The sequence below is a fragment of the Flavobacterium sp. GT3P67 genome, assembly GCF_004349155.1.
Lineage (GTDB): Bacteria > Bacteroidota > Bacteroidia > Flavobacteriales > Flavobacteriaceae > Flavobacterium > Flavobacterium ranwuense.
The window spans coordinates 361,114-379,969 of sequence record NZ_SMLF01000001.1 but is presented as its reverse complement, the minus strand read 5'-3'; the positions used below and the strand labels follow the sequence as shown (position 1 = coordinate 379,969).

General features: G+C 33.8%; 17 protein-coding genes. 9 read left to right on the top strand and 8 right to left on the bottom strand.

Going from position 1 to position 18,856, the window contains the following annotated elements; translation table 11 throughout:
* Nucleotides 1-175 precede the first annotated feature (175 nt).
* The 3 genes from E0H99_RS01615 (at nucleotide 176) to E0H99_RS01605 (ending at nucleotide 4,015) form a co-directional block, all read left to right on the top strand.
* Complete coding sequence (locus E0H99_RS01615; protein WP_240723423.1) at nucleotides 176-2,266, top strand: site-specific recombinase; 2,091 nt, start codon at nucleotides 176-178, stop codon at nucleotides 2,264-2,266.
* Nucleotides 2,267-2,320: 54 nt separating this feature from the next.
* A complete protein-coding gene (gene dinB / locus E0H99_RS01610) occupies nucleotides 2,321-3,403 on the top strand; it encodes a DNA polymerase IV (protein WP_131990534.1) in 1,083 nt (360 codons plus the stop codon).
* Nucleotides 3,404-3,499: 96 nt separating this feature from the next.
* A complete protein-coding gene (locus E0H99_RS01605; RefSeq protein ID WP_131990532.1) occupies nucleotides 3,500-4,015 on the top strand; it encodes a PAS domain-containing protein in 516 nt (171 codons plus the stop codon).
* Between the two features lie 59 nt (nucleotides 4,016-4,074).
* Here the strand turns inward: E0H99_RS01605 and E0H99_RS01600 are convergent, their stop codons facing one another.
* The 6 genes from E0H99_RS01600 to E0H99_RS01575 form a co-directional block, all read right to left on the bottom strand.
* Complete coding sequence (locus E0H99_RS01600) at nucleotides 4,075-4,845, bottom strand: Bax inhibitor-1/YccA family protein (RefSeq protein ID WP_131990530.1); 771 nt, start codon at nucleotides 4,843-4,845, stop codon at nucleotides 4,075-4,077.
* A 177-nt stretch (nucleotides 4,846-5,022) separates the two neighbouring features.
* A complete protein-coding gene (gene pyk / locus E0H99_RS01595; protein ID WP_131990528.1) occupies nucleotides 5,023-6,453 on the bottom strand; it encodes a pyruvate kinase in 1,431 nt (476 codons plus the stop codon).
* A gap of 5 nt (nucleotides 6,454-6,458) precedes the next feature.
* Nucleotides 6,459-6,947 carry an IPExxxVDY family protein gene (locus tag E0H99_RS01590; protein WP_131990526.1) on the bottom strand — a complete coding sequence of 163 codons (489 nt, stop codon included), beginning with the start codon at nucleotides 6,945-6,947 and terminating at the stop codon, nucleotides 6,459-6,461.
* Between the two features lie 114 nt (nucleotides 6,948-7,061).
* Nucleotides 7,062-7,802 carry a ribonuclease III family protein gene (locus tag E0H99_RS01585; protein WP_131990524.1) on the bottom strand — a complete coding sequence of 247 codons (741 nt, stop codon included), beginning with the start codon at nucleotides 7,800-7,802 and terminating at the stop codon, nucleotides 7,062-7,064.
* 9 nt (nucleotides 7,803-7,811) lie between these two features.
* The gene (gene fabF / locus E0H99_RS01580; RefSeq protein ID WP_131990522.1) at nucleotides 7,812-9,065 is read right to left on the bottom strand and encodes a beta-ketoacyl-ACP synthase II; all 1,254 of its coding nucleotides are present in this window, start codon (nucleotides 9,063-9,065) and stop codon (nucleotides 7,812-7,814) included.
* Between the two features lie 178 nt (nucleotides 9,066-9,243).
* On the bottom strand, nucleotides 9,244-9,480 hold the full coding sequence (locus E0H99_RS01575; RefSeq protein WP_007137004.1) for an acyl carrier protein: 237 nt from the start codon (nucleotides 9,478-9,480) through the stop codon (nucleotides 9,244-9,246).
* A 176-nt stretch (nucleotides 9,481-9,656) separates the two neighbouring features.
* On the opposite strand from E0H99_RS01575, the gene E0H99_RS01570 reads away from it, so the two are divergent.
* From E0H99_RS01570 to E0H99_RS01555, 4 genes are all read left to right on the top strand, one after another.
* Nucleotides 9,657-10,220, top strand: a complete 564-nt coding sequence (locus E0H99_RS01570; protein WP_131990520.1) for a phosphoribosylglycinamide formyltransferase — start codon at nucleotides 9,657-9,659, stop codon at nucleotides 10,218-10,220.
* An 82-nt stretch (nucleotides 10,221-10,302) separates the two neighbouring features.
* On the top strand, nucleotides 10,303-10,782 hold the full coding sequence (gene rnhA / locus E0H99_RS01565; protein ID WP_131990518.1) for a ribonuclease HI: 480 nt from the start codon (nucleotides 10,303-10,305) through the stop codon (nucleotides 10,780-10,782).
* Between the two features lie 105 nt (nucleotides 10,783-10,887).
* Nucleotides 10,888-11,811 (top strand): PfkB family carbohydrate kinase, encoded by a 924-nt coding sequence (locus E0H99_RS01560; protein WP_131990516.1) that lies wholly within the window; start codon nucleotides 10,888-10,890, stop codon nucleotides 11,809-11,811.
* Nucleotides 11,812-11,941: 130 nt separating this feature from the next.
* A complete protein-coding gene (locus tag E0H99_RS01555) occupies nucleotides 11,942-13,840 on the top strand; it encodes an amidophosphoribosyltransferase (protein ID WP_131990514.1) in 1,899 nt (632 codons plus the stop codon).
* Between the two features lie 375 nt (nucleotides 13,841-14,215).
* Here E0H99_RS01555 and E0H99_RS01550 read toward each other — a convergent pair whose 3' ends face one another.
* The gene (locus tag E0H99_RS01550) at nucleotides 14,216-14,824 is read right to left on the bottom strand and encodes a superoxide dismutase (protein WP_131990512.1); all 609 of its coding nucleotides are present in this window, start codon (nucleotides 14,822-14,824) and stop codon (nucleotides 14,216-14,218) included.
* A 360-nt stretch (nucleotides 14,825-15,184) separates the two neighbouring features.
* Nucleotides 15,185-15,868: a ComF family protein gene (locus E0H99_RS01545; protein WP_131990510.1), complete on the bottom strand. Its 684-nt coding sequence runs from the start codon at nucleotides 15,866-15,868 to the stop codon at nucleotides 15,185-15,187.
* Between the two features lie 97 nt (nucleotides 15,869-15,965).
* Here E0H99_RS01545 and E0H99_RS01540 point away from each other — a divergent pair, with 97 nt between their 5' ends.
* On the top strand, nucleotides 15,966-17,507 hold the full coding sequence (locus E0H99_RS01540; RefSeq protein WP_131990508.1) for a glycine--tRNA ligase: 1,542 nt from the start codon (nucleotides 15,966-15,968) through the stop codon (nucleotides 17,505-17,507).
* Nucleotides 17,508-17,867: 360 nt separating this feature from the next.
* Nucleotides 17,868-18,680 carry a LytR/AlgR family response regulator transcription factor gene (locus E0H99_RS01535; RefSeq protein WP_131990506.1) on the top strand — a complete coding sequence of 271 codons (813 nt, stop codon included), beginning with the start codon at nucleotides 17,868-17,870 and terminating at the stop codon, nucleotides 18,678-18,680.
* Nucleotides 18,681-18,856 lie beyond the last annotated feature (176 nt).

Genomic DNA, 18,856 nt, shown 5'->3' with positions numbered 1-18,856 from the left:
ATTTCGACGAAGGGGAAATCACATAACGAGAGCAACTAATGAGATTTCTCCTTCGTCGGAATGACAAAGTCACAACAACATAATCCAGTAAATTCTATGTTCAAACGGTATAACAGTTATTTTCTGAATAAGTTAATGGAAGTTATGGCGTCGATTTGTATTTTTACAAAACCGAATGAATTCAAATATGCCAATTTTTAAAGTAAAATCTAAACCAACACCCGCAACACTATTAATCAAGTTTTTTGGGGAAAATCAATTTTGGCGTAAAACAGACGATAGCTTAGAACCCTTAATTGAATTGATTAGGCTGATTAGACCTTTGAAATTTAAAGATCTGGAAACGGTTGATTTACAGGAAATCATTTCTTTTTTCAATGAAAATGATTCTTGCAGGGAACAATTCTCAATATATCTCAAAGAAATAGTAAAAGATAAAAAATTCAACAAAATACTTTCTGACGCAGCTATTCTGCAAGATGTAGATTTTATTTTTGAAGTCAAAAAAAGAATATTCGCTAAATTTTTACCCTACCAGCCTCAAAAAGACACTTTAGAATATATCCTTAATCAGGTTTTCTATTTGGCCAATGATACGATTTGGATTAATAAAATTCCATCCAATCAATTGGAAGAATTATACAGGCTTTTAAAATTCAAATCAATTTATGAAAGTGTAGCACCTAATTCAGTTTTGTCGGAATTATTAGTTGCAATGGATTTAATTACGCAACGCATTAGTGGTCGTGCCTTGGAAACCGATGTTATCAAAATGGTGCCGGAATTTGATGATTACGAAAGTCCTTTTACAGCCTTTGAAAAGGAATTATTCCTGATTGAAGACCGAATCAGAAATTCTGAAAATCATTTTATTAAACCCGATGATTTGTCCTATGCCCAGCTGTTAGTTTTGCACAAACAATGCGAAGATTTTGTGGAGAAAGCATTTCACAACAGTTCAAAATACGGAATTTCACTTCGTGTAAATCAGAATTTATTAAAAATCAGACAGCAATTAGTGCGACTTAAATTTTTAATTTCATTATTGATTATAGAAAAAGGAAGTGATAAAAGAAATAACGGAATTACATTGGTTTTGCACTTGATTAAATACAATTGCTACAAAAACAATGTTAGGAAATTTATTGGAGAAAGCACCCAGCTTATTTCTTATGAAATAACACAACACACAGCTAAAACCGGCGAACATTATATTACTGAAAGTCGAAAGGAGTATTTCAAAATGTTTAGAACGGCTTTAGGAGGAGGATTTATTGTGGGGATTTTGTGTGTCATTAAAGTCTTGCTTTCTAAAGCTGATACCAGTTTTTTTGGGCATGCTTTTCTTTACAGTATGAATTATGCCATTGGATTTATTGCTATTTATCTTTTAGGTTTTACACTTGCTACAAAACAACCCGCAATGACAGCCTCAGCTTTGATAAGAGCATTGGAGGAAGGTGTCATAAAAAAAGGAAAAGATGCCGAAAAGTATAAAGCTTTTGCTATTCTTTTTGCACGTGTATTTCGTTCTCAGTTTATCGCTTTTGTGGGGAATGTAATCATGGCTTTTCCGGTTTCATTACTTGGAATCTGGGTTATTGATTATACGTTGCAGTATAATATTGCTGCAACTAAATGGGAAGGACTACTTACTGATTTGAGTCCGATTCATTCTTTAGCCATACTTCATGCGGCTATTGCCGGAGTCTTTTTGTTTTTATCAGGAATTATCTCAGGAAGTATTGCGAACAGGGACAAACACAACCAAGTGTATTTTCGAATTACAGAACACCCTTTGCTGAAAAGGAGTTTTGGGAAAGACAGAACGGTTAAATTAGCCAAATTATACAGAAAAAGATGGGCTGGGATTATTTCAAATTTCTGGTTTGGAATATTCATGGGAAGTACGGCAACTATTGGCTTGTTTTTGGGCTTGAATCTAGATGTTCGACACATCACTTTTGCAAGCGGAAATCTCGCTTTGGCGATATACGGTGCGAATTATGCGGTAAATAACTCCATGTTATTCTGGGGTATTTTTGGGATTGGCATTATAGGATTGGTTAACTTTATAGTGAGTTTTAGTCTTTCACTGGGGCTTGCATTTCGTTCGAGAGCCATCTCATTATTCGAATTGCGATTTGTTACGGTTTCCATTTGGAATCATTTCAAGTCGAGACCCATTAGTTTCTTTTTTCCAACGGAAAAGAAAGATAAATCAGTAGTTGTAGAAAATTATTTGCACGTGGAAGATCAAAAATAATTTTTAGCGCTAATAAATCATTAGGAAATAGTATTGGATATTCAATCAGTTTAGATGCAGGAATTAATTCCAAATAGAAAAATCATACACGTTGACATGGATGCTTTCTATGCTTCTGTGGAGCAAATGGACAATCCATTGTTGCGTGGGAAACCTATTGCTGTTGGCGGATCAGAAAACCGAGGTGTTGTTGCTGCGGCAAGTTATGAAGCTAGAAAATTTGGAGTTCGAAGTGTTATTAGTGGTGTTATGGCCAAAAAAAATTGCCCGGAACTCATTTTTGCAAGGCCACGTTTTGACAGGTACAAGGAAATTTCGAGTAAAATCCAAAAGATTTTTTATGAATATACGGACTTAGTAGAGCCATTGTCACTTGATGAAGCCTATTTAGATGTCACCAATAATAAAAAAGGAAATCCAAGTGCTACGTTATTGGCACAGGAAATTAGACAGCGTATTTTCAACGAAGTGGGTTTGACGGCTTCGGCAGGAATATCAGTGAATAAGTTTGTGGCTAAAATTGCCAGTGATTACAACAAACCCAATGGTCAAAAAACGGTGAATCCGGATGAAGTTATTTCATTTTTGGAAGAATTACCTATTCGGAAATTTTATGGCGTTGGAAAAGTAACCACTGAAAAAATGTACCAACTGGGAATTTTTACGGGAGTGGAGTTGAAAAGCAAAACATTAGAATTTCTAGAGAAACATTTCGGGAAATCGGGAAACTTTTATTACAATGTTGTAAGAGGAATTCATAACAGCGAAGTGAAATCAGACCGAATTACAAAATCAGTTGCTGCCGAACATACTTTTGATGTTAATCTTTCTTCAGAAATTTTTATGATTGAGAAGTTGGAGGTCATTGCCAATGCATTGGAAAAAAGATTAAAAAGATACAATGTAGCCGGTAAAACAATCACTTTAAAAATAAAATACAGCGACTTTACACAACAGACCCGAAGTAAAACATTGCCTTATTTTATTTCAGATAAAGGATTAATTTTAGAAATTGTAAAGGAGTTGTTGTATCAAGAACGCATGAAGGATTCTGTTCGATTACTTGGAATTTCACTCAGTAATTTAAATACAGAAGAGAAGAAGTTTGTCGTCGTGCAGTTGAAATTCGATTTTTGAAGAACTAATTCACTCGTTCAACAATGGTTAAAGTCTGAAATATGTTGTTTTATTTTTATAAATAAAATTATATTTGGTTTTTTAACATAAAAAGGCATGAGCAATTTTAGACAATATGAAGAGGCAATTGCTAAGTATCACAGTAGTTTAAGCGTAAAAACAGTTCCTGTTTCTTCTTGGGATTTCCATAATGATTTTTTAGGTTTAATAAAAAATCTCTTTGTGGATTTAAATAAACTGGATGCTCTTGCTTCCCAAAATAAATGGATTCGTAATAATTGGGATTTAAAAACAAGACAACAAGAAGAAGTCATAATTGTAACAGATACTAAATTAAACATCGTTTTTGCTTCGCATAATATGATAAAAATGAATGGTTATGTGGAAGCAGAAGTTCTAGGTAAAAGCCCTAAGATTTTTCAAGGTGCAGCAACCGATTTGACAATTTTGAACGAAATCCGTAGTGCAATACTAGTTCAAGAACCTTTTGAAAAAACAATTGTGAATTATAAAAAAAACGGAGATGTTTATGGATGTAAGATAAAAGGATTTCCAGTCTTCAATACAAAAGGGCAATTAAGCCACTACATAGCTTTTGAGAAAGCGGCTTAAAAGAGAAAACCTTTCCAATTTGGAAAGGTTTTCTCTTTTATAATTTTTTTATGATGATTTTAATTTTTATTGTTCAATTTAGAAAGTAATCTTAGAAATTCAATATACAACCAAACCAGTGTAATCATTAATCCCATTGCGCCATACCATTCCATGTATTTTGGCATTTTTTGTTCAGCTCCTTTTTCTATTCGGTCAAAATCTAAAAATAAATTTAAAGCAGCAATTACAATAACAAAAATGCTGATTCCAATGCTCATTATTGAGTTTCCATAATGCACGGGAACAAAACTCGTAAACATTGAAAACACCCAAGATATAAGGTAATAGGTTGCAATTGCAAGTGTAGCAGCCACAACAACCGATTTGAATTGCTCTGTTACTTTTACGATTTTATATTTATACAATCCCAGACAAACCATAAACGTTACAAAAGTTGCACCAACCGCCTGAATTACGATTCCGGGATACATAGCTTCAAATATTGCCGAAATTCCACCAATAAACAAACCTTCGAACAAGGCATAGCCTGGTGCTAAATAGGGAGAGTATTGTGGTTTGAAAGCAGAAATAAGCACTAAAACTAATCCCACAATAGCACCGCCAATTGCTGGAACCATCGGATTCATTCCGTTAAAAGTCAACCACCAGATTACTGTTGCAGAAGCTGTAAGAAGTAAAAACAAGATTAGACTTTTATTGATGGTGCCAGACAAAGTCATCTCGTCGTTATAATCAATAAGGATAGCTTGATGTACTTCATCATTTTTTGAAACTGCAGTAGAAAAAGTTTTGTTGTTTAAAAATGGATTTTTAGAATTGAAATTCATAGTTTGTAGGGTTATTTGTTGTTCAAATATAAATTTTATTTTGCAGATGATTGTTTAAATAGTCTTAAAATTTTTTAAAAGGAAAATCATATTACATTGATTGATGCATAAAAATAATCCGTCTTATTTCGTTTTAAAAACGAGACAAGACGGATAAGTATGTAAGTGATTTTTAAACTATTCTATTTCAGAAACTCTCAAGGTATTAACCATTCCTTTTTCTTTTATTGGCATTGCGGCTAAATTAATAACAAAATCTCCTTTGGCAACATACCCTTTTTCTTTAACGATATCATTTATATCAGTCACAGTATCATCGGTGCTTACTCTTTTGTCATACAAGAACGATTTTACCCCCCATAATAAACTCAATTGGGTAAGGATTCTTTTATTTGAAGTAAAAACTAAAATATGCGCGTTAGGTCTCCATGCCGAAATCTGGAAAGCAGTATAGCCACTATTTGTCAAGGTACAGATGGCTTTAGCTTTGATAACATTAGCCATAGTTGCGGCGTGATGACAAATTGTTTTAGTGATAAAACGTTTTGTTTTAATCTGTGGCGTGTTTTGTGGTACTTGAATTAGCGGAGAATCTTCCACTGCTTCAATAATTTGTGTCATTTTTTGAATTACCTGAACCGGATAGTTACCGGTAGCCGTTTCTCCAGAAAGCATTACTGCATCTGCACCGTCCATAACCGAGTTGGCAACATCGTTCACCTCTGCACGTGTTGGTGTCAAGCTAGTAATCATTGTTTCCATCATTTGAGTGGCAACAATTACTGGAATTCTGGCAGTTTTAGCTCTGCGAATCAATTCTTTTTGAACTAGAGGAACTTCATGTGCTGGAAGTTCAACTCCTAAATCTCCACGAGCGACCATCAAACCATCACAATAAGCAACAATTTTGTCAATATTTTCTAATGCTTCCGGCATTTCTATTTTGGCAATAATTGGAATTTTATAATCCGAATGTTTGGCTATTAATTCCTGTAATTCCTGTAAGTCTTGTGGTGTTTTTACAAAAGATAATGCAATCCAATCAACGTTTTGTCCAATAGCAAAAATAGCATCTGCTATATCTTTTTCGGTCATAGCGGGAAGAGAAATTTTTGTATTAGGAAGATTTACTCCTTTTTTAGATTTCAATTCACCGCCTTGAATCACTTTTGCTATAACTTCTGTTTTTTTATCCGTTTCAACGATTTCAAAGATAAGTTTTCCATCATCAAGCAAAATTCTTTCTCCAGGATTTACATCATTTGGAAAGTTTTGGTATTTCATGAATACTTTCTTTGCAGTTCCAAGAATGTCTTCGGCAGTGGTAAATGTAATTAAATCACCATCATGAACGATTACACCTTCTTCCATAACTCCTACACGAAGTTTTGGTCCTTGTAAATCACCCAGGATTGCAGTTGTATAGCCAAATTCTTCGTTAAGGCCTCGTATGATATTAATTTTTTCTTTTACATCATTGTAATCAGCATGAGAGAAATTCACTCTAAACACATTTACACCGGCATCAATCATGTCTTTTATGATTTCTCTTGTACTACATGCGGGCCCAAGTGTGGCTACAATTTTTGTTTTTTTGTTTGTGAGCATTTGTATTAAAAAATTAAATTGTTTTTTGATTTTATTTGATTTGTATCTACCGTATAAACTGTGGATACGTTATCTATGGTATTTAATAGGATCTGTATTTTGGATACATTCATGGTATCGTCGTTGTTTTCTATTTTTAAAAAGTAATCTACTTTTTTAAATTCCGGAAGTAAAAATACTTTGGTTGAAACTTCCATTGTTACATTTGAAAATAGATTTTGAGTATTTTCTTTTTTGTATTGGGTAACCTCATTTTTATTTTGAATCAAATCCCAAGAGATGTCTTTTTCGGTATCATTATAATAAAATCTCGAAAAATTGGTCTCGCCTTCTTTTATATTAATTTGAATTTCATTTTTGCTTTTACTCAAATTTATAGGCAGCTTTTGATTAATAAAATAAGCCAATCTATAGTCCTCTAATGAAGTATGAATTGCGATGAGATCGTAATCTATTTCGTCAAATTCGCCAAGATCCAATTTATGAATAGCCATTTTATGAAAAAATAAGATGTAAATATAGTATTTCTAACGAAGTATAGACCTCTCAGAATAAGATGTTTTCGTTAATTTATGAACGAAAACGTTATAGTTTTATGAAAATTGATATTATTTTCTGTCCATTTTTTCTTGAAATGCAAAATAAGCACGTTGGGATGCTTTTTCTTCCGCTTTCTTTTTTGAAGTTGCTCTTGCTCTTGCAATCACTTTGTCATCAATACTAAGTTTTACGCCAAATAAACGTTGCCCGTCAATGGCGTTATCTTCGAAAATATCATAATGAAATATTTTCTTTTCTTTTTGGCACCATTCTATTACCAAACTTTTATAGCTAATTACTTTTCCTTCGAGTCTTGCGATATCTACGTAAGGAATTATAACTCTTTTTTGAATGAATTTTTCACAATATACATAGCCTCTATCAAGATAAATTGCTCCTACGAGTGATTCAAAGATATTACCATGTATGTTTTCTCCAAAATGCTGTATCGGCACTTTGCTTTCTATATATTGTACTAAATTTAGGTCTTTCCCTAATTCGTTCAAATGTTCTCTACTTACAATCTTTGAACGCATTTTAGTAAGATAACCTTCGTCTCCAGCGGGTGCTTTACTGAATAAATGTGCTGCAATTACCGAGCTTAACATGGCGTCACCCAAAAATTCCAATCGTTCGTAATTGATAGGGTTTCCTAAAATATCCAGACGATTTGAGGAACGATGTGTGAAGGCTTTCTTATAATAATCTAAGTTTATTGGATCAAAACCTAAGATTTTTTGAATAGAATCAAAAAAAATCCCGTCTTCTGGAGAACGGGATTTTGAAAATATTTTCCTGATTATACGCATATATAATTATTAGATTTCTAATTTTTTTACCAATACACAAGCATTGTGACCGCCAAAACCAAAAGTATTACTCATAACAACATTCATTTCTCTTTTCTGAGCTTTGTTGAAAGTAAAATTTAATTTAGAATCAATGCTTTCATCATTTGTAAAATGATTTATTGTAGGTGGTACTATTCCATGTTTCATGGAAAGAATAGAAGAAATTGTTTCAACAGCTCCTGCTGCGCCAAGTAAATGACCAGTCATGGATTTTGTTGAATTTAGATTCATTGTGTAAGCGTGTTCGCCAAAAACATGAAGTATAGCTTTAGATTCTGCCATATCTCCAAGAGGCGTTGAAGTTCCGTGCATGTTTACTCCGTCAACGTCGGTTGGTTTCAAACCAGCGTCTCTCAAGCAGTTCAACATTACGTTTTTGGCACCCAATCCATCAGGATGTGGAGCGGTTATATGATGCGCATCTGCTGACATACCGCCACCGCCAATCTCGCAATATATTTTTGCTCCACGAGCAATAGCATGTTCGTATTCTTCAAGAATTAAAGCTCCGGCTCCTTCTCCTAAAACAAATCCATCACGGTCTTTATCCATAGGTCTGGAACCTGTTTTTGGATCGTCATTTCTTGTTGATAAAGCATGCATGGCGTTAAATCCCCCCATACCTGCTATAGTCACAGCCGCTTCAGATCCACCTGTTACCATAACATCTGCATGGCCTAATCTGATGTAATTGAAAGCATCAATAATAGCATTTGTAGAAGATGCGCAAGCAGAAACAGTAGCGAAGTTTGGTCCTCTAAATCCGTATTTTATAGAAATATGACCACAGGCAATATCTGAAATCATTTTTGGAATAAAGAATGGGTTGAATTTAGGAGTTCCATCGCCTGCTGCAAAATTCAACATTTCGATTTGAAAGGTCTCCAATCCACCAATTCCTGAACCCCAAATAACACCGGCTCTGTCTTTATCTAATGTTTCCAGATTGAATCCGGCATCATTTACTGCTTCGTCTGATGACACCATTGCGTATTGTGCATAGCGGTCCATTTTTCTAGCCTCTTTTCTGTCTAAGAAATCTTCAGCATTAAAATTTTTCAATTCGCATGCAAATTGAGTTTTAAATTTTGAAGCGTCAAAATAAGTGATTGGAGCAGCTCCACTAACGCCGTTAATAAGTCCGTTCCAATACTCTTCAATGTTATTTCCAATGGGTGTAAGAGCGCCTAAACCTGTTACAACAACTCGTCTTAATACCATAAATTCTATTTTTGTTATCTTTAAACAAATAAAACCCATGCTTTCTTTACTGTATTACTATTACGAAAGAGCCATGGGTATTACAATAAATATAGTTTTGATTGAAATTCAATCTCGAATTTAATTTTTAAAAAATAATAACACCCGTTTACAGGATTGCAAACGGGTGTATAATTTATTATTTTTTAGCTTCCTCGATATAAGAGATTGCTTGACCTACAGTAGCGATGTTTTCTGCTTGATCATCTGGAATTTGAATGTCAAATTCTTTTTCGAATTCCATAATAAGCTCAACAGTGTCTAATGAGTCAGCTCCTAAATCATTAGTGAAGCTTGCTTCTGTTACAACTTCGTTTTCGTCAACACCTAATTTGTCTACGATAATCGCTTTTACTCTTGATGCAATGTCTGACATAATCTTTAATTTTAGAATTTAATTTGTTGGCAAAAATAAAAAACTTTATTTTAAAACAACTATTTAGTTAATAAATGTGACATCTAATTTATGAAATTTATTTTAACAAAGCTGTCGCAATGTTATTTATTTTCATTTTTTATGCCTTTTTTTGTGCAATTAAAATAGGATAGGTTATGAAAAAAATTGTGATTTTTGCTTCTGGATCGGGTACTAATGCTGAAAATATCATAAAGTATTTTGCGAAAACAAAAATTGGAACGATCGAAGCGGTGTTTACAAATAATCAAAGTGCTCTAGTGATTGAAAGGGCAAAAAACTATGGAGTTCCAGCTATAATTTTCTCAAAAGAAGAACTGATTGAAGGTATTGTATTACAAAAAATAAATGAAATTCAACCAGATTTGATTGTTTTGGCAGGATTTTTATTAAAATTTCCCGAAAATATCATTGCAGTCTATCCTAATAAGATCATAAACATTCATCCGGCATTACTACCAAAATACGGCGGAAAAGGAATGTATGGTATGTATATCCATAGAGCAATTGTTGGCAATAAAGAGGTGGAAACTGGAATTACAATTCATTTTGTTGATGAAAATTATGATGAAGGGAATATTATTTTTCAAAAAAAGATAGCTTTATCGGGAGATGAAACTCCAGAAGAAGTTGCTGGTAAAATACATGAATTAGAACAAAAGTATTTCCCAGAAATAATTGAGAGATTGTTAGAAAATTAGAATATCAGGCTTCTTAGAAAAGTTACTATATCTTCACAAAAAATCTAACAATCTAAAAGATCACCAAGTCTAAAAATCTAAAATGGAACACGAAGTACACATATATACGGATGGTGCTGCCAAGGGAAACCCTGGGAACGGGGGGTATGGGGTAGTAATGGAATGGGTAGGAAAGCCGTATAAGAAAGAATTCTATGAAGGTTTTCGTCGTACTACCAATAATAGGATGGAATTGCTGGGGGTAATTGTAGGTCTCGAAAAATTAAAAAATCCGAACACTAGTGTTTTAGTAGTTTCGGATTCTAAGTATGTGGTAGATTCAGTTGTGAAAAAATGGATTTTAGGCTGGGAAAAAAAAGGATTTGTTGACAGGAAAAATTCCGACTTGTGGAAACGTTTTTTGGTGGTGTATAGAAAGCACCAAGTTGATTTCAAATGGATCAAAGGACATAATAATCATGTCCAAAACGAAAGATGTGATGAATTAGCCGTTATGGCTTCGATGCAAAAGCAACTTTCAGTCGATGCTTTTTACGAAAAAGAAGAAGAAAAATTGTTGTAAATAACTGTTTTTCAGTGTGATAAATTGTGAAAATTTTACGATTGTGAGGCATTGCAACTTTACAACTTATAAGCTATCTTTGCGCCTTAATTCGAAACTGATAAAATGAATAAATTATTGATTGTTGGAAGCGTTGCTTTTGATGCCATAGAAACGCCTTTTGGCAAAACAGATAAAATTTTAGGCGGAGCCGCACCTTATATAGGGCTTTCGGCTTCTTTTTTTAATTTACAATCTGCCATAGTTTCTGTAGTTGGCGATGATTTTCCACAAGAATATTTAGATTTATTGACAGCAAGAAATATTGATATCTCGGGACTTGAAATAGTAAAAGGCGGAAAAACGTTTTTTTGGAGCGGACTTTACCATAATGATTTGAATTCAAGAGATACATTGGCAACAGAACTTAATGTTTTGGGTGATTTTCAACCAAAAGTACCTCAAAATTTTAAAAATGCTGATGTAGTGATGTTAGGTAACCTACATCCATTGGTACAAAGTAGTGTTTTGGACCAAATGGAAAGCAAACCAAAATTAGTGGTTTTAGACACTATGAATTTTTGGATGGATTGTGCTTTACCAGAATTGCTTGACGTAATGAAACGTATAGATGTAATCACTATTAATGATGAAGAAGCAAGACAGCTTTCCGGAGAATATTCTTTGGTAAAAGCAGCTGCGAAAATTCGTAAAATGGGACCAGAATATGTGGTGATAAAAAAAGGAGAGCACGGAGCGCTTTTGTTTCATAAAAAAGAAGTGTTTTTTGCGCCAGCATTGCCATTAGAAGAAGTTTTTGATCCAACTGGGGCAGGAGATACTTTTGCTGGTGGATTTGCAGGATTTATAACGCAGAGTGAAAACATCTCTTTTGAGAACATGAAAAATGCCGTTATTTATGGTTCTAATTTAGCTTCATTTAGTGTGGAAAAATTTGGAACAGAAAGAATGGTTAATTTAGATAAAGAGGAAGTAGTGTCCAGATTGAAACAATTCAAATCACTGACACAGTTCGACATAGAATTATAATGCACTGAAACCTCGGAAACGAGGTTTTTTTGTTAAATAAAATTAGCAGGGAATTACATCTGATTTGTTGATTTTTTAGATCAGTTCAATATATTTTTTAGAATAACACAACAACACAAACAACCTTACAATGAGTGATGCTTTAAAACACGAGTGTGGTATAGCCTTAATTAGACTACTCAAACCGCTTGAATTTTATAAAGAGAAATACGGAACTGCTTTCTACGGAATACAAAAAATGTATCTTCTTATGGAAAAGCAGCACAATCGCGGGCAAGACGGAGCAGGTTTTGCAAGCATAAAACTAGATGTGGAGCCGGGAGAACGTTACATCAGTAGAGTTCGATCTAATCATGCTCAACCTATTCAAGATGTTTTTGCTCAAATAAACGACAGAATAAATGAGGAAATGGCTTCTCATCCAGAATATGCGGATGATGTAGCACTTCAAAAACAGAAAATCCCATATTTAGGGGAGCTGTTTTTAGGACACGTTCGTTATGGAACTTTTGGTAAAAACAGTATTGAGAGTGTTCATCCTTTTTTACGTCAGAACAATTGGATGCACAGAAACTTGATTTTGGCAGGAAATTTTAATATGACCAATGTCAAAGAACTTTTTCAAAGTTTAGTTGAACTAGGTCAGCATCCAAAAGAAATGGCGGATACGGTTACAGTAATGGAAAAAATTGGTCATTTTTTGGATGATGCAGTAACTGATTTGTACCAAGAATGTAAAGTTAATGGATTAACAAAAAGAGAAGCTTCGCCAGTAATTGCTGAAAAGCTGGATGTTGCTAAAATTTTAACCAGAGCTTCTAAGAATTTAGATGGAGGTTATGCTATGGCAGGACTTCTGGGTCATGGTGATTCATTCGTATTTAGAGACCCGGCAGGAATCCGTCCCGCTTATTTTTATCAAGATGATGAAATAGTAGTAGTGGCTTCTGAAAGACCGGTAATCCAGACTGTTTTTAATGTTCCTTTTGAAAAAGTCCAAGAAATTGAACCTGGGAATGCATTAATTATCAAGAAAAATGGGACTGTTTCTATGCAGGAAATTCTTCCGCCAACGGTTAAGAAAGCATGTTCTTTTGAGCGAATTTATTTCTCGAGAGGAAGTGATGCTGAAATATATCAAGAAAGAAAAAATTTAGGAAAACTTATTTTGCCTGCCGTTTTAAAATCAATAGACGAAGATACAGACAATACAGTTTTTTCTTATATACCAAATACGGCAGAGACTTCATTTTACGGATTAGTTGAAGCAGCGCAAGATTTCTTGAACCAAAGAAAGAACAACTATATTCTGGAAAATAAAGATACTTTGACAAAAGATTCTTTACAGGAATTACTTTCAGTGAAAATCCGTACCGAAAAAGTAGCCATTAAAGATGCTAAATTAAGAACCTTTATTACAGAGGATAGTAGTCGTGACGATTTAGTAGCCCACGTATATGATGTTACGTATGGTGTTATTAAACCTACGGATAATTTGGTAATAATAGATGATAGTATTGTTCGAGGTACAACTTTGAAAATGAGTATTATCAAAATGATGGATCGTTTGAATCCAAAAAGAATAGTCATAGTTTCATCAGCACCACAAATACGCTATCCGGATTGTTACGGAATTGATATGGCAAAACTAGAAGGTTTAGTAGCTTTCAAAGCAGCTTTAGAGTTGCTTAAAGAAAGAAACTTATATCATATTGTTGACGAAGTGTATGTGAAATGTAAAGCACAAGAAAACTTCAAGGACATTGATGTTGTAAATTACGTAACAGCAATATATGCGCCTTTTCAACCACAAGAGGTTTCAGATAAAATTGCACAAATGTTGAGTTCTCCTGAGATAAAAGCTGAAGTGAAAATTATTTTTCAAAGGGTAGAAGATCTCCATATAGCTTGTCCGAAAAATTTAGGAGACTGGTACTTTACCGGAGACTATCCAACACCTGGAGGGAACCGAGTGGTAAACCGAGCATTCATGAATTTCTATGAAGGAAAAGATGCCAGAGCATACTAATATCGCCGATGATAGGGTTTTAATCGGTTTTCTAAGTTGTTCGTCTAATTTATTTGGTGGCAACCAAGAACTGATATAAATTTGAATCACCATAACATTAGTAGGTTAAGTTTATGGTAGATTTGGGGCAAAAAGGGTGGAAGAAATTCCACCTTTTTTATTGGAATAAAGCGAAGAAATGAGATAAACAAAAAGCGCCGATTTCAAAATTTTGAAATCGGCGCTTTTTGTTTTAAGAGAAAAGAAATAAGAGAAAAGAAATAAGAGAAAAGAAATAAGAGAAAAGAAATAAGAGAAAAGAAATAAGAGAAAAGAAATAAGAGAAAAGACAACAGTAATTTTTGAAGTCTTTATTCTTTCATCTTGACTCTCTTTTTATTTCTCTAAAGCATATCTTCTTGAAACTTCAGTCCAGTTAATTACATTGAAAAAAGCTTCAATATAATCAGGTCTTCTGTTTTGATAATGCAAATAGTAAGCATGTTCCCAGACATCCATTCCTAAAATTGGAGTTCCGCCACAACCTACACCTGGCATTAATGGATTATCTTGGTTTGGAGTGCCGCAAACATCTACTTTTCCACCTTTATGAACACAAAGCCAAGCCCATCCAGAACCAAATTGGGTAATTCCCGCTTTGCTGAATTTTGCTTTAAACTCTTCAAAAGTCCCAAAAGCAGCTTCAATAGCAACTAGTAAATCACCAGTTGGGAGTCCGCCACCGTTTGGTGTCATTATGGTCCAAAACAAGTTGTGGTTGTAAAATCCACCACCATTGTTACGAACAGCAGCATTTTTCAGGTCAAGATTAATCAAAATATTTTCAATCGTCTTACCTTCCATATCCGTTCCAACAATAGCTGCATTAAGATTGGTAGTATAAGCATTGTGATGTTTAGAATGGTGAATTTCCATTGTACGCGCATCAATATAAGGTTCTAATGCGTCATACGCATAAGGTAATTGTGGTAATTCAAAAGCCATAATATGATTGTTTAAATGATTTATAAATATTTTTATTCAAATTTAAACATTAAACTTTGGAAACGGAAATTCTATTTCGTTATAATTTCATTAAATTAATTAATAGTGTGCTCTTTGGGGTTGTAACAGACTTGTTTTCAGGAGCTATTTACTTCGTCAGTTCGCTCCGCTCGTGTCCTGCTTTCCGCTCCAATCTTTTTATTCGCCGAAAAGGCTTATAAAAAGGATTTTCACTTCAAACGAAGTTCACTGAACTCCTATGAGAATAAAAGTTAGGTGAAGTAATCAGGGATGAAAAACGATTGTATTTTAAATTGCCATTCTGTTTTAAATGCAAGTTTTAGAATTGAAATTTCCAAATTACGATTGCGCCATCGCCATACAAACAATACTGATTTTTGCCCCGGGAATTTTTAGTAAAGCTCGGGAACAGGCTTCTAATGTAGCTCCAGTTGTAATTATATCATCAATTAAAAGAAAATGTTTGTTGTAGTTTTTCTCAGTAAACACAATATCAAAAATGCTTTCGATTCCTTCCGTTCTGCCTAATAAGGTTTTCTTAGATTGCGTTTTTGAATATACATTCCGAATCAAAAGCGAATCATTATAAACTAAATTTAGATTCGAAGAAAGCGCTTTTCCAAAAGTGCTAACTTGATTGTATCCTCTTTCTTTTAACTTTTTCCGGTGTAATGGAACGGGAATAATTTCATCAACAGACTCTAGTAATTCGATATTCCTCAAATCTTCGGCGTACCATTCGCCAAGAACAGTTCCTATTTCCTCATGTCCTTTGTATTTCAAATTATGAATAAGTTCTTGGACAATTCCTTTTTTATGAAAATAAAACAATGCTGAGGTATGAAGTACGGGAATTCGTCCGTAAAATTTTTTGAAAGCATCATTTTCTGGATTCAAATGATGATTCGTCAACGGAATATCGTGTCTGCAAACCGTACAAATTACATTTTCATTGGCCAATAAAAAGGAGCTGCAGCCGGAACAGACTTTTGGAAAAAAGAGATTTATAATGCTTTCAAACATGTAAACAGGGATTTATTTATAAAAATAGACAAATCAATGCTTCAATCTTTAACAATTTTCTTTTTTTTAAGTTCACTTTTTATATTTTTGCAATACTATGGCAAAACAAGAAGATTTATTTAAGAATGTAATTTCGCACGCGAAAGAATATGGATTTATTTTTCCGTCAAGCGAAATATACGATGGTTTAAGTGCAGTCTATGATTATGCACAAAACGGAGTAGAATTAAAAAAGAACATACGCGAATATTGGTGGAAAGCAATGGTTCAAATGAACGATAATATTGTTGGCCTTGACGCGGCAATTTTGATGCACCCAACCACTTGGAAAGCATCAGGTCACGTAGACGCTTTCAATGATCCATTGATTGACAATAAAGATTCGAAAAGAAGATATAGAGCCGATGTTTTGATTGAAGATTATGCCGAAAAGTTAAATCAAAAAGCAATCAAAGAAATCGAAAAAGCGCGTGCTCGTTTTGGTGATGCTTTCAACGAACAGGAATTTGTAACTACAAATGCCCGAGTTATGGAGTACAAAGCCAAAGAAAGGGAAATTCTGGAAAGAATGGCACGTTCTTTAGGTAATGAAGATTTGGAAGATGTAAAAGCATTAATCGAAGAACTAGAAATTGCTTGCCCGGAATCGGGTTCCAGAAACTGGACTGAAGTCCGTCAATTCAACTTGATGTTCGGTACTAAATTAGGAGCTTCGGCCGATTCAGCAATGGATTTATATTTGCGTCCGGAAACGGCGCAAGGTATTTTTGTTAACTTCTTGAATGTACAAAAATCAGGAAGAATGAAAGTTCCTTTTGGAATTGCACAAACTGGAAAAGCGTTCAGAAACGAAATTGTTGCGAGACAATTTATTTTCCGTATGCGTGAGTTTGAACAAATGGAAATGCAGTTTTTTGTACGTCCAGGCGATGAAATGAGATGGTACGAACATTGGAAAACAGCTAGACTAAATTGGCACTTGTCACTTGGTTTAGGAAAGGAAAATTACCGTTTTCACGATCACGAAAAATTAGCACATTATGCAAATGCTGCTGCTGATATTGAATTTAATTTCCCTTTTGGATTCAAAGAATTGGAAGGAATTCACTCTCGTACTGATTTTGATTTGAAAGCACACGAACAGTTCTCTGGTAGAAAATTACAGTATTTTGATGCTGAATTAAACCAGAATTATGTTCCTTATGTAGTGGAAACTTCAGTAGGATTAGATAGAATGTTCTTGGCTGTTTTTGCAACTTCATTAAAAGAAGAAACGTTAGAAGATGGTTCCACAAGAACAGTGCTGAAATTACCTTCAGTTTTGGCTCCTACAAAAGCGGCAATTTTACCATTGGTTAAAAAAGACGGATTACCAGAAATCGCACATAAAATAATTGACGATTTGCGTTGGGATTTCAATGTGGCGTATGATGAAAAAGATGCGGTAGGGAGACGTTACAGAAGACAAGATGCCTTAGGAACTCCTTTTTGCATTACCGTAGATCATCAAACTATCGAAGATCAAACGGTAACGATTCGTCATAGAGATACAATGAAACAAGATCGTGTAAACATTGCAGACTTGAAATCAATTATTGAAAATGAAGTTTCAATGAAAAACTGGTTGATGAAAATGTAATCAAATATTTTTTATATAAGAAAAGCTTTCCGAATAGGAAGGCTTTTTGCTTTTAGGATAGTATCAAATGATTTTTGTGAGGTACAATTAATTAGAATGAACGGATTTATTAGTTTCTTTTACAATACAGATTTACGCTCTTCATCGGATTTATTTGCACTTCATCTTAATGTGTCAACATTTGTCAAAAACATATTAACAACATATATGAAAAAAAGGTTAAATGCTTATTTTTAGAATGTTAAATAAGAGTTTTTTGTTTAACTAGTTTCCCAAAACTACCATTATTACTTAATAATTTAAAGTATATTTTACTTTGGACATATAATGTAATGCTAACAATTCCAGGAAAAACCATTGATGAATTATTCGTACATTATTATTGACGACGATCAAGAAAGTGTTTTGAAAACAAAAGCCATGGCTGATAGTTTTTCAGAGCTCGATTTTGTAGCATCAGCTAATAATTATGAAGAGGGTTTAAATCTCATATTAGAACACACTCCGCAAATAGTTTTTCTGGAAATTGACCCAGTTAATCCCGCCAGTAATTTGTCGTTGGCTCTTATTAATGAGCTGCACAGGTATTTGAAAGTGATTCCTAAAATTATCATTACAACGGCTAGGAAAGATTTAGCTTTTGATGCTATAAAATATGAGGTTTCCGATTATTTAATAAAACCACTGGCACGGATAGATTTTATAAAATCAGTTTTAAAATTGAATAAATCAATTGTTCCAAAAGAAGTCTTTTTAGAACAATCATTAGTTGCTGATGAAGAACCAGCAGTTTTTGCCAGACAAGAAGTATCAAATCAAGATCAATCTCTTATTCTGTGTATAAAATCCTATGGGGATTACAGATACATTGCTGCCAAAGATATTTGCTATTTCCAAGCTGATAATAATTCTACGGATATATACCTGAATAATGGTGAAATGATAACCGCTTTCAAAACATTGAAACATTTCGAAGGCGTCTTGTCTTTTCCTTTTATTAGAATTCATAACAGTTATATAGTCAACCGTAATTATATTTCTAGAATTCATAGCGGAAATTCAGTGTGTTATATTAAAAATAGCACTGTGAAACTTCCGTTCTCCAAATCCTATAAGGTAAATATCGACCTTGTTATCTCTGACTTTTCCAACGGAAATTATCTGGAAATTTAAAAAACAGTCATTCACTTTAATTTGAGGGTCATTCACTATCAAACGGCTGTATTCTACCATAAACGTCTTTTTTTGTAGGAATTTCTGAAGTTGTCTCTGTAGTTTTACAAAAGAATCTCACACAAATGTGGTTCCAAAAACAAGATAAAACAAAACAACAACATAAAAAACCCCAA